This is a genomic window from Streptomyces sp. NPDC127068, assembly GCF_042724695.1.
Taxonomy (GTDB): domain Bacteria; phylum Actinomycetota; class Actinomycetes; order Streptomycetales; family Streptomycetaceae; genus Streptomyces.
The window spans coordinates 87,697-103,061 of record NZ_JBHXEN010000008.1 but is presented as its reverse complement, the minus strand read 5'-3'; the positions used below and the strand labels follow the sequence as shown (position 1 = coordinate 103,061).

The window sequence follows — 15,365 nt, the reverse complement described above, 5'->3', positions numbered from 1 at the left end:
CCGGCCGCTTCATGGCGGCGCCTCGTCTTTGGTGGCTGTGGGCACACCCGGGGGGCGCCGGCGGGGGCGTCGGATGGGGTTACACCGCTGGGGGGGGCCGGTGCGGCCGGGGCGGGCGCGGGCCCGTCCGGCGCCCGGCCGACGTCAGGCCGTGGACTCACCGAGGAACCGCCGGAACAGGTGCCCCGCAGCGCCGTCCAGCTCCACCCCGCCGACCTCCGCGAAACCCGTGCGGACCAGTACGGCCCGCGAACCCTCGTTGGCGACGGCCGCCCTCGCCCGCAGCGAGCGCAGTCCGTAGCCGTGGGCCGTCCCGCAGATCCGGCGCACCGCGTCCGTCGCGAGCCCCCGCCCCGCGGCCTTGCGGGCGATCCGGAAGCCGAGTTCGGCCTCGCCGCCCGCGACGTCCACCAGATTGACCCGGCCCAGCACCTCGCCGTCCTCGCCCACCACGAGGTGGAAGTAGTGGTGCCCGGCGGCCTGCTCGGCGAGCAGCGCCCGGTGGCGCCCCTCGAACTCGGTGAAGTAGTCGTCCCCCCGGTCGGGCACGGAGGCGGCGAAGTACGCGCGGTTGTCCCGCTCGAAGGCGTACAGGGCGCTCGCGTGGTCGGCGCGGAGCAGGTGGATCTCGGGCATGACCGTACGATACGGGCCGCTCGGCCCTCCCCGGACGGCCACCGAGGGGGCCACGACCCGAACGAGCCCTCACTCACCGTGACGATCCGTGACGGGGTCGTCCGCTCGGGCCGTTGACCAGCCTGCCGCAGCGCGCCATGCGCGGGTCTGCGGGTGGGTGTAGTAATGGTTCATGGCCGCCCGCTCCGGCCGTCCGCGCCTGGTTCCCAGCATGCGAACTGTCGCCGGTCAGGTCTTCCTCGTGCAGTTGGCGATCGTGGCGCTGCTCGTCGCGACCGCCGTGGTGGCATTGGTGTTCCAAACCCGGGGCGACGCCCAGCAGGAAGCGGAGAACCGTTCCATCGCCGTCGCCCAGACCTTCGCCAGCTCGCCGGGCATGGAGGCCGCGCTGAAGAGCCCGGACCCGGCGGCGATCCTCCAACCGCGTGCCCTGGAGGCCACCCGGCGCGCCGGGGTCGGCTTCATCGTCGTGGTCAACCCCGAGGGCATCCGCTACACGCACCCCGACCCCTCCTACATCGGGGGACGGTTCGTCGGGGGCCTGGAGTCCGCGCTCGCGGGAGAGGTCGTCACCGAAAGCTCCAACGGGGCCATCGGACCGCTCGTCCAGGTCATCGTGCCCGTCTTCGGCTCCGAGGGCCGGGTGATCGGCGCGGTCTCCTCCGGCATGGCCGTTTCCCAGGTGCGGAGCGTGATCGAGGCCCAGTTCCCGCTGGTCTTCGGGGTCGCCGCGGGCATCCTGCTGCTCGCGGCGGGCGCCACCGTCCTCGTCAACCGTCGCCTCCGCCGACAGACCCGCGGCCTCGGCCCCACCGAGATCACCCGGATGTACGAGCACCACGACGCGGTGCTGCACGCCGTGCGGGAGGGCGTGCTCATCGTCGGCGGTGACCAACGGTTGCTGCTCGCCAACGACGAGGCCCGGCGCCTGCTCGACCTGCCGCCCGACGTCGAAGGGCGTCCCGTCGCCGACCTCGGACTCGACCCGCGCACCACCCAGCTCCTGGAGTCCGGCCGTACCGCCACGGACGAGGTGCATGCCGTCGGGGACCGGCTGCTGGCCGTCAACCAGCGGCCCACCGACCGGAACGGCGGACCCCCCGGCACCGTCACCACCCTCCGTGACACCACCGACCTGCGCGCCCTCACCGGCCGGGCCGACCTCGCCCGGGGTCGTCTCCAGCTCCTCTACGACGCGGGGATGCGGGTCGGCACCACGCTCGACATGGTCCGCACCTGCGAGGAACTCGCCGAGTTCGCCGCCGCCGAGTTCGCCGACTTCGTCTCCGTCGACCTGGTGACCGCGGTCCTCCAGGGCGAGGAGCCGCAGGCCACGGCCACCGGGCGGGAGATGCGCCGGGTCGCCTTCGCCGGACCCACCAAGGACTCCGCGCTCTTCCCCGTGGGCCACCGCATCCGGTTCGTGGGCACCACCCCGCTGGGCGCCGTGCTCGCCGACGGCACCGCCGTCCTCGACCGTGACCTCGGCGCGTACACGGGTTGGCACAAGCAGGACCCCGAACGGGCGCGTGCCGTGGTCGAGGAGGGCCTCACCTCGATGATCGCCGTGCCGTTGCGGGCCCGGGGCGTCGTCCTCGGCGTCGCCATCTTCTGGCGCAAGGGCGAGCGGGAGCCCTTCGACGAGGAGGACCGCTCGCTCGCCGAGGAACTCGTCGCCCGCGCCGCCGTCAGCGTGGACAACGCCCGGCGCTTCGCCCGCGAACACACCATGGCGGTCACCCTCCAACGCAGCCTGCTGCCACACGGGCTGCCCGAGCAGAACGCCCTCGTCGCCGCCATGCGCTACCTCCCGGCGCAGGCCGGGCTCGGCGGGGTCGGGGGCGACTGGTTCGACATCATCGAGCTGCCCGGCGGACGGGTCGCCCTGGTCGTCGGGGACGTGGTCGGCCACGGCATGCACGCCGCCGCCACCATGGGACGGCTGCGCACCGCCGTCCACAACTTCTCCACCCTCGACCTCCCGCCCGACGAGCTGCTGTGGCACCTGGACGAACTCGTCGCCCGTCTCGACCACGACGCGGCCGGCGACTCAGGCGCCACCGAGCCCGGGCCCCGGGTCACCGGCGCCACCTGCGTGTACGTCATCTACGACCCGGTCACCGGACACTGCTCGATGGCCCGGGCCGGCCACCCCCAGCCCGCTCTGCTGCTGCCGGACGGCACCGCCCAGTTCGCCGAGGTGCCGGGCGGCCCGCCGCTCGGACTCGGGGGACTGCCCTTCGAGACCCTGGAACTCCAACTCCCCGAGGGAACCCGTCTCGTCCTGTACACCGACGGGCTGGTGGAGAACCGGGAACGCGGCATCGACGAGGGGCTCGAACTGCTGCGCGTCACCCTGGAGGCCAACACCCACCGCACCGTCGACGGACTGTGCGAGGCCACCCTCGACGCCCTCGTCCCCGACACGCCGTCCGACGACATCGCGCTGCTCGTCGGCCGCACCCGTGTCCTCGGGCCCGACCGGGTCGCGGAGTGCGAGGTCCCCTCCGACCCGGCGGCCGTCGCCGAGGTCCGGGCGTTCGTGGAGCGCACCCTCGCCGAATGGGGTCTGGGGGAGGAGGCGTTCACCACCGAACTCATCCTGAGCGAACTCGTCACCAACTCCATCCGCTACGCGACCGGACCCATCCGCGTCCGGGTCATCCGGGACCGCTCGCTGATCTGCGAGGTGTCCGACCGGAGCAGCACCTCACCCCATCTGCGCCGGGCCGCCACCACCGACGAGGGCGGCCGGGGCCTGTTCCTCGTCTCCCAGGTCGCCGACCGCTGGGGCACCCGCTACACCGCCGGAGGCAAGGTCATCTGGACCGAACAGGGCCTGTCCTGACCGCCCCGGCGGTCCCCGCCCCAGGGCCCGTCGCCGCCCCGGCGGTCCCTGGGGCACCCTCCGTGCCGCGCCACGGGAACGGATCTCCGAACCGGGCGTCACGGTCGTTCGTGCTGGTGTACGCCCCATCACTCCTTCGTGTTGAACGTGTGGCGCGCACGCGCCACCGGGGACGGAGAACCCCCGCATGGGCTGCGCGGCGCCCCCGGACGCGCTCTAATGACGCTTGTGGTGAGCGAGGGCGTGTCGGAACAGGGCATGACGGCTGCGGGGACCGCGACGACACCACGGGCGTCACGCACCACGGTGATTCCGGGTGCGGCGGGCTCCGTGGGCACGACGGGCACCCTGTGCGCCGAACGTGCCCTGGAAGCGCTGCCCGGTCGTCAGGAACCCCTCAGCCGGCTGCGTTCCGTCATCGAGCAGGTCCTGGTGTTCACCGGTGCGACCCTCGCCGCCGTCTACACCCCCGACGGCACCGGCGCCACCCTCACCCTGGTCGACAGCGCGGGCGTACCCCGCAGTCTGTACGGGCTGCGGGACCACTACCCCGCCGCCGGGGACTCACCCATGGCCGTCGCCCGGCGCGCCCGCGTCCCGCAGTGGCGCACCATCGACGCCCTCGACGGGTTCCCGGCGCCCGGCCGGAGCGTCGCCGCGAGCACCGCGAGCACCGCGGTCGCCGCGCTGCCGCTCGGTGACGGCCCGGGCAGCGCGGGATGCCTGCTCGCCGTCACCGATCGCACGGGCGGGTTCGACCGTGCCGACAGGGACGTCCTGGCCCTGCTCACCGCAGCCCTCGGCCGCGCCGTCCCCGCCCCGGCCCGGGACGGCACGGTGCCCGGGGTCGACGGCTGCCGCGCCGGAACCTTCGGACTCGCCATGGACACCGGCCGGCTCGACGTCGACGACCGGCTCCTCGCCCTGTTCGGCATGACCGGCTCGGACTTCGACGGCCGCGTCGAAACCCTGCTCGCGCTCACCGTCCCGGAGGACCTACCGACCCTGATGTCCGTCGTCGAGGCCGACCACCTGGCCATCGGCGACCGGGAACTCGACTTCCGGGTGCAGCGGCCCGCGGGGGAACCGCGCTGGCTGAGGCTGCGCGGGCAGGTCGTGCCCGACGGCGACAGCGGGCGCAGCCGACTGATCGGCACCGTCGCGGACGTCGACGCCCTGCGCTCCGGTGCCACCGACGTCGCCCGGGTCCAGCGCCTGGCCGCCGTGCTCGCGAACACCTCCACGGTGCGCGAGACCAGCCAGGCCGTCGTCAGCGGACTGCGCGCCCCCTTGCGGGCCGACCGGGTCGCCCTGGCCGAACTGGAGGGCGAACGGCTCGTCGTCACCGTGCTCGATCCGCCCGACCCCGACGCCTGGCCCGGGAACTGGCGCACCGAGTGGTGTTCCGAGTGGTCGGACGCACCCGTGCGGGCCCTGCCGACCCTCGCCGCCGTCATCCGTGACGGTCGTCCCGCGCTCCTGGAGGCCGGGGACCCGCTCGAACCGACCCTCGCCGACGTGGGTCCCGGCGGGCTCGCCGTGCTTCCGCTGCCCGCCCAGGGCCACACCGCCGGACTCTGCCTCATCGGCTGGGACGATCCGCATCACTTCGGCGGTGAGGAACGGGCGTTCCTCACCGCGGTGGCGGGACTCGCCGGACAGGCCCTCGTCCGGGTCCGGGCCGCGGACGCCGAGCACGAACTCGTCGGCACCCTCCAGCGTTCCCTGTTGCCGCGCCGCCTCCCCGACATCCCCGGCGGTCGTGCCGTCGCCCGCTACCTGCCGACCATCGCGGGGCTGGAGGTCGGCGGCGACTGGTACGACGTGATCCCGCTGCCCGACCACCACGTCGCCCTGGTCATCGGTGACGTCCAGGGGCACAACGCCGGGGCGGCCACCCTGATGGGGCAGATGCGCACCGCCCTGCGGGCCTACGCCATCGAGGGCCACCCACCGGACGTCGTCGTCTCGCACGCCAACCGGTTGCTCCTCGGCATGGAGACCGACCTCTTCGCGACCTGCTGTTACGTCGACGTCGACATGCGGTCGGGTGCAGCGCTCTGCGTGGCCGCCGGTCATCTGCCGCCCGTCCTGCGGCTGCCCGACGCGAGCACCGTCAGCGTCGGCGTGGAGGTCGGTCCACCGCTCGGCGTGCTGCCCGAGGCGGACTACCCGATGACCCCGCTGCACCTGAGACCCGGCACGGTCGTCGCGCTCACCACCGACGGTCTGGTCGAGTCGGCCACCTGCGACATGGACGTGGGCGTCGCCCGGCTGCGAGGCGTGCTCACCGAGTCCGACCCCGCGCACCTCGGGCTGGTCGCCGATGCGCTCCTCGACGACGCCAACCGCAACGACGACGTCGCCCTGCTCCTCATGCGGTACGACGGGACGGCCCTGGCCGCACCCCGCGCGAGGTGACCGGGCGGTCACGTCAGCGCTGCGCCGCCGCCACCCGGTCGAGCCAGCGTTCGGTCTCCGTCGGGTCGAGCACCCGCTCCAGCACCAGATCGCCCGGCATCTGCGCGAAGAACCGCCCCGCCGGCCAACTCCGGGCGTAGGGCGGCGGGTCGAGCACCAACAGCCGCACGCCGTCCACTTCGGGAATGTCCGACGGCGTGCCCTCGTTCCAGATCTCGCCCCCGTCGGGGGCGGTGAGGCGGAACGTGCCCCAGGTCGGTACCTGCCCCGGCAGGTCACGGCACACGGCGACGGCCTCGGGGGCCGGCACCTCGCCCGGGACGTGCCCGGCGCCCGCCAGCTCGGCCGCCAGCAGCGTGTGGAGCTGGAAGTTGTCGGCTATGCCCGTCATCCGCAGGCGGTAGCCGGTACGCGTCGTGCGGTGCAGCGCCACCAGGGGGTGGTCGTCGAGGACCAGCAGCGCGTAGATCAGACACTTGAGGTGGCCGTCGGCCGCCCCGGCGATCCGGCCGGCCGCCGCGAGCAGCTCCGGCCGGTGCGTCACGGCGTCCCTGACCGACCGGTGGTTGAGCACCGCCAGTGCGGCCGTCTCCCACTGCGGCAGCGTCCACCAGGCCACCGCCACCTCCTGACCCACCCGCGTCACCACTCCGCTGTGCGGGTCCCCCGCGTCCGGCAGCGGCAACTCGCCCCCGCCCGCGCCGCGCCAACGCTCCGGGAACCGGGCCGCCGCGCCGAGGACGTCCCGGAGCCCGGTCAGCAGCGCCGGGGCGCTCGCCACCGGGTCGGCACCCCGCTCCACGCAGGCCCCCACGATCAGGGCCACCCGCGCCCGCGGCCCGGCCGGAACCTCGGGCAGCAGCGCCGCGAGCCGTACCGCGGCGGCGGCGATCTCGGCGTCCGACGCCGGCCCGAACCGCTGGTGGAGCATGCTGAGCGCCTCCTGTGACGCCTGCGGGTCCCGGGCCCGCACGGCGGCCTCGAACCGGCCCACGGCACCGGCGAACAGGGCTCTGCGGAAGATCATGCCCGCACGATAACCGCACCGTCCGACAAAGGGACCTGCTCTGTCGGGATCGGCCGGGATCCACCAGTGGCGACCCCGACAGAGGGGGCCCTGGCGCCCGCGAGCAGGACAGCGCGCCGCGCGTCGGCGACGATGGCGGTGGGACGAGTCGCCCCGGGGTCGACCCGGCGGGTCGCGCCGGTGGAGGAGAGCGCGTCGCCCCAGGTCGACGGGGTGCGCGCGAAATCGGAGGCGGGTGTGTCGGACGTGACGGACGGGACTGTTGGGGCGAGCGCCGCGCTCCTGATGGACGCATTCGGGCGGATTCGGGAGGAGGTCCACACGGCCGTGGAGGGCCTCTCGCCCGCCGAACTGACGGCTCGTGTCGATCCCGGGGCCAATCCGGTCGGGTGGCTGGTCTGGCACCTCACCCGGGTCCAGGACGACCACGTGTCCGAGGCGGCGGGTGTGGAGCAGGAGTGGACCGCCGGGGACTGGGTCGCCCGCTTCGACCTGCCGTACGCACGGCTCGCCACCGGGTACGGGCAGTCGATCCGTCAGGTGGCGCGGATGCCGGCGGTCTCCGGTGAACTGCTGACCGGGTATCACGACGCCGTGCACGCCCGGACGGTGGAGTTCGTCCGCGGCCTCGACGGCAACGACCTGGAGCGGGTCGTGGACGAGCGGTGGTCCCCGGCCGTCACCCTGGGCGTCCGGCTGGTCAGTGTGCTCGCGGACGACCTCCAGCACGTCGGTCAGGCGGCCTTCGTCCGGGGGGTGCTGGCACGATCGGGCTCCTGACCGGCCTCGATCCGACACCCGCCCGCGGTGGAGCGGAAGCCGCCCGTCCCGTCGACCGCGTGATCCCGGCCGCCTACCGGGCATCCCCAACTGCCGTGTAACAACTGGGCGTCGGGGCCCCCGGTACGCCTGCGGCGCAGGGGGTGACCCGGAGTACTGTGCGCTGGTCGTCACCCCGCCCAGGGGGAACGCGGACCGTTCGTGGAGGTTTCATGAAGCAGACAACCCGTGCGTGGCAACGCCCGGGCGTACTGGTGGCCGGTGCAGCCGTCGGGTTGTTGGGGATCGGCCTCGCAGCCGCCCCGGCCACCGCCCACACCCCGGTGTGGAGCGTGACCTGTTCGGAGGTGACCGTCGACCTCACCGACTACGCGGACACCGAGAAGGTCACCAACACGGTGACCATCACCGCGGACGGCAAGGACGTACTGCCCACCAAGAAGTTCGGCAAGACGTTCTCGGACCGGCTGACGCTGCCCGAGCACAGCGCGGAGATCGAGGTCAGGCTGGTCGTCAAGGCCGGCGACGGCAAGCAGTTCGACGTGGACGAGACGAAGACCGCGCCGGTGTGCGCGTCCCCGTCCCCCTCGGGCTCCCCCGAGCCGTCCGACAGTTCGGAACCGTCCCCGACGCCCACCGTGACCGCCTCAACCAGCCCCGAACCCACCGAGCCCGGCTCGTCGGAGTCGGCGCGGCCCTCGCAGCCCCCGGCCTCCGCGGAGCCCACGGAACCCGAAGGGTCCGACTCCGCCCCGCCCGCACCGCGGACCAGCGAGCCCGCGGACGAGGACCTGGCGGCCACCGGCGGCTCCAGCACCACCCCCTGGATAGCCGGCGCGGCCGTTCTCGTGCTGCTCGCCGGCGGCGGCATCGTGTTCGCCGCCCGCAAGCGCCGGACCCCCCGCGGCTGAGGCCCCCGCACCCATCGGTGCCCCGCGGCCCGTCCGGTCGCGGGGCACCTTCGCGTCCGGACGACCACCTCCGGTCGGGCGCCGGGCCGGTCCGCATCCGGTAATCACGTTGCACGAAACCACGGCGCGACGGACCATGCTGCGCGGACCGCAACCACCGACGGACGGAAGTCAACGCGTGACGCTGAACGACGAAGAGCGGCAGGTACTCACCGACGCCGCGGGACAGCCGTTGCTCACCTACGTGCGGGGCGAACGGGCGGGACGACCCTGGGCCGACCTTGTACGGGTGACCGGCGCCGCCGACCCGATACCGGTGGTGCTCGCCGCCCTGTCCGGCTGGGTGGTGTCCGGCAGCGTGCACCTGGGTGAGGAACTGATCCGCCACGGGGCGCGGACCCTGCGGCACGCCCACGGCATGCGACGCGACCTCACGGCCGAACCACCCGTCGCCGTGCCCCTGCCGCACGGGGCGCGCGCGGTCCCCTGCGACCGCACCCCCCGCGCCCTGCTGCCCGCCTGGCGGGCGGCCTTCGGCCCCGGCCACCCGGACCACCACCCGGGCACCGACGAAGAGGCGTACGCGGAGCGCCTCGTACCGCTGCTCGAAGGCACGGTGCTGGGCCCGGTGCTCCCGAGCAGCGTCCTCGCGGTGGACCCCGCGGACCGGGTGCTGGCGGGCGTCATCGTGACCGACCGCGGCGGACAGCCGTGGATCGCCGAGGTGTTCCGCGCCCCGGGCGACCGGTACGCGGGACTCGGCGCCGCACTGTTGCGCCACGCACTGGCCGATGCCGCCGCCTGCGGTCTGACGAGCGTCGAACTGGCCGTCACCGACGGCAACCCCGCACACCGCGGGTACGAACGCCTCGGCTTCGTCCGCACGTCCACCGCGCTCACCGTCGTGGTCCCGTAGCCGACGGGTGCTCGGCGGCCGTTGACCGCCACGAACCGCGACGTCGGTCGTTTGACCGGGCACGTCCCACCGACCGAACCGGGAGAGCACCCAGTGAAGTTCCGCCACGCCACGTTGGCCGCCGCGACCGGCGCCCTGATGATGTGCGGTGCCGTGACCGCCCAAGCAGCCGACGGCACGCCCCGCGTCACCACCAGCGACAACGACCGGGGCCGGTTCGTCGACCTGAAGAAGGAGACGGCGAACCTGACCCGCGACATGGACCGGAAGGCCGTCGCCCCGGTCCACATGGCCGGATACCTGCTGACGCCCCGCCCGTCGCGGTGACGGCCCCGCGGTACGCCGTGACGACGGGCACTTAGGACGGCTCGGGCAGCGGCTCCCCGGTCTCCACCAGCGTCTTGAGGCTCGACAGCACCAGCGGCCAGCCCTCGCTGACCAGCGCGACGACCGTGCTGTCGGGCACCGGTCCCTCATGGACGACGGTCAGTTTCACCACCTCGCCCAGGGGTTCCAGGGCGAACGACACCGTCGAGCGCCCCTCGGCGACCAAGCGCTCGTGCACCGTGCTGCCCAGACCGACGGATGCCGCGAACGCGGGGGTGAACGTGTGCCAGGTGTACGCGAGCCGTCGGTACGGGGTGGCGTCGATGACCACCTGCTCCGGGTCCTCGATCACCGTGCCGTCCGCGAGGACCCAGACCACGGGGGAACCGGTCCGCCAGTCCGACCGCAGCTCCACCTGCCAGTAGCGCCGGGTGAGGGCCGGATCGGTGAGGGCCCGCCACAGCTGTTCGGCTCCGGCCCTGATGTAGGTGGTGTGGACGAACCGGTCGTTGTTCATGGCGTCTCCGTACGGCCCGGGAACTGCATCGTAAGGACGCGTTCCCCGCCCCGCACGTCCGGCGCCGGCACCGCCGCGCCTCCGGGTGCCGTCGTCGTCGGGCCGCCCTAGGCTGGTGCCGCTCGCCCCGGGCGCGCCCGGGAACGGAAGCGGGAGCAGGGCCAGGGAGGTTCGTCATGCCGCGTCCCGTGTGGTCGGGAGCCATCACCTTCGGTCTGGTCACCATCGCGGTCAAGGTGGTGCCCGCGACGGAGAGCCACACCATCGCCTTCCACCAGTACCACCGCACGGACATGGCCCGGGTCCGGGTCAAGAAGGTGTGCGCGGTCGACGGTCAGGCCCTGACCGCGGACGAGATCGGACGCGGGTTCGAGACCCCCGACGGCGACACCATCGAGATCACCGACGAGGAACTCGACGCGATCCCGCTCCCCACGGCCAAGGCCATCGAGATCGCCGGCTTCGTGCCCGCCGCGAGCATCGACCCCCTGCGCATCGGGGAGGGCTACTACCTCCAGAGCGGTGGCGAGGTGGCGGCGAAGCCCTACGTACTGCTGCGCCGGGCGCTGGAGCGCAACGCCAAGGTCGCCGTCGCGAAGTTCGCCTGGCACGGCCGGGAACGCCTCGGACTGTTGCGGGTCAAGGACGACGTCCTGGTCCTGCACGCCATGAAGTGGCCCGACGAGATCCGCTCCCCGAAGGAACTCGCGCCCACCGACGTCGAGATCGACGACCGGGAGATCGACGCGGCCGTCAGCCTGGTCAACGCCATGCCCGCGACCGACCCCGCCTCGTTCACCGACGAGTACCAAGAAGCCCTGGAGAAGGTCATCAGGGCCAAGTCCGGCGACGCCGAGGCACCCGCCCCGAGCGCGGCCGAACCGGAACCGGGCGGCGAGGTGCTGGACCTGATGTCCGCACTGGAACAGTCCCTGGAACGGACGGGCACCGCGGGCCGGGGCGACGGGCGGGCGGCGACGGTCCACGAACTGCCGCGGCGCCCGACCCGTGGCGGCGGGAAGCGGCGGAAGGCCGCCGGCTCCTGACCCGAGCCCCCCGCGCGGGTGCGGTACACCGCCCGAACGGGCGCATTTCCCGCAACTCGTCGCGTCGTCCGTGACCTCCCGTGCCTATCGTCGAAGGGCCGTCTCACGTCCGACGGCCCGTTGGACAGGTGCCGGAGATCCGTCCCGGAAACGGAGGTCCCCGGCGGACCCCTAGGTCAGGAGGCCGGTGCTCATGGTGAAGCCTGGGTGGCGGAACAGCATGGTCGGCGAACTCTCGGCTGAGTTCGCGGGGACCTTCATCCTCATCCTCTTCGGCTGCGGCGTCGTCGCCCAGGTCGTCGCGGCGGGCATCGGCGACCACGACAGCATCGCCTGGGCCTGGGGGCTCGGCGTCACGCTCGGCATCTACGTCGCGGCCCGCCTCAGCGGTGCGCACCTCAACCCCGCGGTCACGCTGGCGCTCGCCGCGTTCAAGGGGTTCGAGTGGCGCAAGGTGCTGCCGTACGCACTGGCCCAGACCGCCGGTGCGTTCGTCGCCGCGCTGCTCGTGCGGTGGAACTACAGCGAGGTCCTGGCCATGGCCGACCCCGGGCACACCCTGAAGACGCAGGTCGTCTTCTCGACGCTCCCCGGCAACGGCGCACTGCCGATCAGCGAGTTCGGTGCCCTGCGCGACCAGATCATCGGCACCGCGATCCTGCTGTTCGTGATCTTCGCGGTCACCGACCTCCTCAACACCCCGCCGGGTGCCAACCTCGGCGCGCTGATCATCGGACTGCTGGTCGTCGCCATCGGCATGGCCTGGGGCACCGACGCCGGGTACGCGATCAACCCGGCCCGTGACCTCGGACCGCGGCTCGCCAGTTTCCTCACCGGCTACGGCGACGCCTGGCGGGACCAGTACGGCAACCTCTACTTCTGGGTGCCCATCGTCGGCCCCCTGATCGGCGGGGTACTGGGCGCCGCGCTGTACAAGGTCCTCGTCGGACGGTACCTGCCGCAGGCCGACGAGGAACCCCAGGAACCGGGACAGGTCCCCGCGGCGGAAGGCCCTGGCTGAGCCGGCGGGCCGCCCGCTAGGGTGGCCCCCGCGGGCGACCCGCCCGCACAGCGGCACCGCCGCCCCCGACGGGCGGTCCCCGCTCGTACGGGTACGCACGGCGCGCCCGTGGCCCGCCGACCAGGAGCAGCGCGTGATCGCCCCGCCCGCGCGTGAACCCGTCGACCCGGACGTCGCCCCCGCGGACCGCGCCGCGCCCGTGCGCCGGGTGCTCGCCGCCGTGGCGTGCGGCGGAGCCCTCGGCGCCGGTGCCCGCTACGGCGCCGTGCTGCTGCGGCCGACCCCGGCCGGCGCGTTCCCCTGGACCACCCTGACCGTGAACGCGGTCGGTTGTGCACTGATCGGCGTGCTGATGGCCGCGTTGACCGCCGCCCGCACGCCCGGGCCCCTGGTGCGGCCGTTCCTCGGGACCGGGGTGCTGGGGGGATTCACCACCTTCTCCGCGTACGCCGTGGACGTACAGCAACTCGTGCGGCAGGGGGAGGGCACGCGGGCGGCCGGGTACCTCCTGCTCACCCCGCTGTGCGCGCTCGCCGCGGTGTGGGCGGGCGCCCGGCTCACCCGGTGGGCCCTGCGGCGGGGGCGGTCGTGACGGGGTCCGGGGGAGCCGCGGAGTGGCTGCTCGTCCTGCTGGGGGCCGCGGTCGGTGCGCCGCTGCGCTATCTGACGGACCGGGCGGTCCGGGCCCGGCACGACACCCTCTTCCCCTGGGGCACCTTCGCCGTGAACCTCTTCGGCTCGCTGGTGCTCGGGCTGCTGACCGGGGCGGTCCTCGCCGGGGCGGGGGACTCGCGGCTGTACGCACTGCTCGGAACCGGATTCTGCGGGGCGCTCACGACGTACTCCACCTTCGCCTACGAGACCCTGCGGCTCGCCGAGGAGGGTGCGTCGGGGCGCGCCGTCCTCAACGTCCTGGGGAGCACGGCGGCCGGGGTGGGCGCGGCCTTCGCGGGGGTCGCGGTGGCCACCGCGCTCTGAGGAGGGCGCCGACCGGCGCGTCGACTCCCGGTGCGGTGTGAGGAAGGTGACGCTCCGCCGGGTGAACCATTCGCCTGCGGTGAGCGTATGAGCAGGTGAGACCGGACCGCACCAGCGGCCACGGCCGGGTGCGGTACCCGGCCGGGACCGCCGGCACGATCGTTCCGGGTGGACGCGCCCCGCGGAGGCCCGCATGCCCATCAGCCGAGACACCGACGTCGCCGTGCCCGAACCGGGCGGCGGCCCGCCGCTGTCGGTGCCGAGCGCGCTCCAGCGCTGGGCGGTCACCGCGCGGGACAGAGCGGTCGTCACCGCCCTGGTCGAAGAGGGCGAACTCCTGTCGCGCGAGGACGTCTGCCGGGTCCTCGTCCGGGACGACGGGCCCGGTGGCCCCCGATGCGACTGGGTGCGGCTCGCGGGTCATCTGGACGGCCTGGAACTGACCGCGTCGGAGCGGGTGTTCCTCGCCCTGCTGCTCTCCATGGCGGGCTCCCGGCAGGTCGAACTCTCCCTCGTCCAGGACCTGGACGAGGGACGGCTCGCGATCGTGCTGCGCGCACTCGTCCGTCTCTCCGGCAACAGCCGGATCGCGGTGGGCACCCGGGTGTGACCCCACCGGAGCGGGACAAGTCGGCCTGAGGGGCGGGGAGATGGGGTGTCCCATCCCACAGGAGACGATCTGAACGCCCCACGCGTCCCTTGCGTATCACACGGCGTTCAGACGTCCCGCGGTCCGGCACCGCCACCGCAGTCCGGTGGTCGTGTCGACCGCGTTCCCCAGGAGGTCACCCCGATGAATCACCGACGCATCCCCCCGCGCAAGGCCGTGCTCGCGGGAGCCGCGGTGGTCGCGCTCGCCGCTGCCGCCGTCGTCCTGCCGAACGCCAGCGCCTCCCCCGAGGCGGCGCCCGCTCCCGGCCCCAGACAACTCACCCCCCTCGCCGCGTCGGAGCTCGCCTCCCGACTCGCCGCGACACTCGGCGGGGACCACGGCGGCTCCTACTACGACGTGGGCCGGCAACAACTCGTCGTCAACGTCGTCCGTACGGACGGCGCCGCCGTCGAGGAGGCGCGCGAGTCCGGCGCGGTCATCCGCGGCGTCGACCACAGCATCAGCCAACTGAAACGGGCATCAGGGGAGTTGAAGGAACGGGCCGCCATTCCCGGCACCTCCTGGGCCGTCGACCCGGTGACCAACCAGATACGTGTCACCGCCGACCGCACCGTCACGGGCGAACGGTGGGACCGGCTGACGCGGGCCGTTGCCGGGCTCGGCGACTCCGTCGCCCGGATCGAACGGTCGGCGGGCGAGTTCGCCCCCTTCGTCGAAGGGGGCGACGCCATCTTCGGCGGCGGTTCCCGATGTTCGCTCGGCTTCAACGTCACCACCAGGGAGGGGACCCCGGGATTCCTCACCGCCGGCCACTGCGCGGTCGCCGCGGCCCGCTGGAGCGACGACAACGGTACCGTGCTGGGCAGCGTCCGGGCGGCCACCTTCCCGGGCGCCGGCGACCTCGCCCTCGTCGGATACGACGACCCGGGCGTCCGGGCGCCGAGCAGCGTCAACACCGGCCAGGGGCGGAGCGTCGCCATCGACCGGGCCGCCGACGCCACCGTGGGCCAGTCGGTACAACGGATGGGTAGCACCACGGGGTTGCGCGGCGGGCGGGTGACCGGTCTGAACGCCACCGTGAACTATCCCGAGGGCACCGTCTCCGGGCTCATCCAGACCGACGTCTGCGCGGAGCCCGGGGACAGCGGTGGACCCCTGTTCACCGAGGAGGGCGCCGCCGTCGGGCTCACCTCGGGCGGCAGCGGCAACTGCACCAGCGGCGGGGTCACCTTCTTCCAGCCGGTCACCACGGCGCTGGCGGCGGTGGGGGGGGGGGGGGGGGGGCCCCCCCGCCCGGAGGGGCCGGGGCGCGCCCGGCCCCCCC

At 73.8% G+C, this 15,365-nt stretch carries 15 protein-coding genes; 12 read left to right on the top strand and 3 right to left on the bottom strand.

From position 1 onward, the window contains the following. Positions 1–144: 144 nt before the first annotated feature. Positions 145–636 (bottom strand): GNAT family N-acetyltransferase, encoded by a 492-nt coding sequence (locus tag ACFWIA_RS07080; protein ID WP_387001194.1) that lies wholly within the window; start codon positions 634–636, stop codon positions 145–147. 172 nt (positions 637–808) lie between these two features. Between ACFWIA_RS07080 and ACFWIA_RS07075 the strand changes: the two genes are divergently transcribed. Both ACFWIA_RS07075 and ACFWIA_RS07070 read left to right on the top strand, forming a co-directional pair. Beyond that, complete coding sequence (locus tag ACFWIA_RS07075) at positions 809–3,484, top strand: SpoIIE family protein phosphatase (protein WP_387001192.1); 2,676 nt, start codon at positions 809–811, stop codon at positions 3,482–3,484. 219 nt (positions 3,485–3,703) lie between these two features. Then, positions 3,704–5,905, top strand: a complete 2,202-nt coding sequence (locus ACFWIA_RS07070) for a SpoIIE family protein phosphatase (protein ID WP_387001190.1) — start codon at positions 3,704–3,706, stop codon at positions 5,903–5,905. Positions 5,906–5,918: 13 nt separating this feature from the next. Here ACFWIA_RS07070 and ACFWIA_RS07065 read toward each other — a convergent pair whose 3' ends face one another. After that, positions 5,919–6,932: a hypothetical protein gene (locus tag ACFWIA_RS07065; RefSeq protein ID WP_387001188.1), complete on the bottom strand. Its 1,014-nt coding sequence runs from the start codon at positions 6,930–6,932 to the stop codon at positions 5,919–5,921. Between the two features lie 285 nt (positions 6,933–7,217). On the opposite strand from ACFWIA_RS07065, the gene ACFWIA_RS07060 reads away from it, so the two are divergent. The 4 genes from ACFWIA_RS07060 to ACFWIA_RS07045 all read left to right on the top strand — a co-directional run bounded on the left by ACFWIA_RS07060 (position 7,218) and on the right by ACFWIA_RS07045 (position 9,866). Next, the gene (locus ACFWIA_RS07060; RefSeq protein ID WP_387001317.1) at positions 7,218–7,712 is read left to right on the top strand and encodes a DUF664 domain-containing protein; all 495 of its coding nucleotides are present in this window, start codon (positions 7,218–7,220) and stop codon (positions 7,710–7,712) included. A gap of 212 nt (positions 7,713–7,924) precedes the next feature. Beyond that, positions 7,925–8,623: an LAETG motif-containing sortase-dependent surface protein gene (locus ACFWIA_RS07055; protein WP_387001186.1), complete on the top strand. Its 699-nt coding sequence runs from the start codon at positions 7,925–7,927 to the stop codon at positions 8,621–8,623. Between the two features lie 178 nt (positions 8,624–8,801). Then, positions 8,802–9,539 (top strand): GNAT family N-acetyltransferase, encoded by a 738-nt coding sequence (locus tag ACFWIA_RS07050; RefSeq protein WP_387001184.1) that lies wholly within the window; start codon positions 8,802–8,804, stop codon positions 9,537–9,539. Between the two features lie 93 nt (positions 9,540–9,632). Continuing rightward, a complete protein-coding gene (locus ACFWIA_RS07045; RefSeq protein ID WP_387001182.1) occupies positions 9,633–9,866 on the top strand; it encodes a hypothetical protein in 234 nt (77 codons plus the stop codon). A 31-nt stretch (positions 9,867–9,897) separates the two neighbouring features. On the opposite strand, the gene ACFWIA_RS07040 is transcribed toward ACFWIA_RS07045, so the two are convergent. Then, positions 9,898–10,383, bottom strand: a complete 486-nt coding sequence (locus tag ACFWIA_RS07040) for an SRPBCC family protein (RefSeq protein ID WP_387001180.1) — start codon at positions 10,381–10,383, stop codon at positions 9,898–9,900. A 176-nt stretch (positions 10,384–10,559) separates the two neighbouring features. Here ACFWIA_RS07040 and ACFWIA_RS07035 point away from each other — a divergent pair, with 176 nt between their 5' ends. The 6 genes from ACFWIA_RS07035 to ACFWIA_RS07010 all read left to right on the top strand — a co-directional run. After that, positions 10,560–11,429, top strand: coding sequence for a Ku protein (locus ACFWIA_RS07035; protein ID WP_387001178.1), 870 nt, complete (start codon positions 10,560–10,562; stop codon positions 11,427–11,429). 193 nt (positions 11,430–11,622) lie between these two features. Continuing rightward, on the top strand, positions 11,623–12,450 hold the full coding sequence (locus ACFWIA_RS07030) for an MIP/aquaporin family protein (protein WP_387001177.1): 828 nt from the start codon (positions 11,623–11,625) through the stop codon (positions 12,448–12,450). A 133-nt stretch (positions 12,451–12,583) separates the two neighbouring features. Further along, a complete protein-coding gene (crcB, locus tag ACFWIA_RS07025; protein ID WP_387001176.1) occupies positions 12,584–13,042 on the top strand; it encodes a fluoride efflux transporter CrcB in 459 nt (152 codons plus the stop codon). Beyond that, the gene (crcB, locus tag ACFWIA_RS07020; RefSeq protein ID WP_387001174.1) at positions 13,039–13,428 is read left to right on the top strand and encodes a fluoride efflux transporter CrcB; all 390 of its coding nucleotides are present in this window, start codon (positions 13,039–13,041) and stop codon (positions 13,426–13,428) included. The genes crcB (ACFWIA_RS07025) and crcB (ACFWIA_RS07020) overlap by 4 nt, the downstream gene beginning before the upstream one ends. A 193-nt stretch (positions 13,429–13,621) precedes the next feature. Continuing rightward, positions 13,622–14,038, top strand: coding sequence for a hypothetical protein (locus ACFWIA_RS07015; RefSeq protein ID WP_387001173.1), 417 nt, complete (start codon positions 13,622–13,624; stop codon positions 14,036–14,038). Between the two features lie 183 nt (positions 14,039–14,221). After that, positions 14,222–15,365: S1 family peptidase (locus ACFWIA_RS07010; protein WP_387001171.1), on the top strand; the 1,144-nt coding region annotated here is incomplete at its 3' end.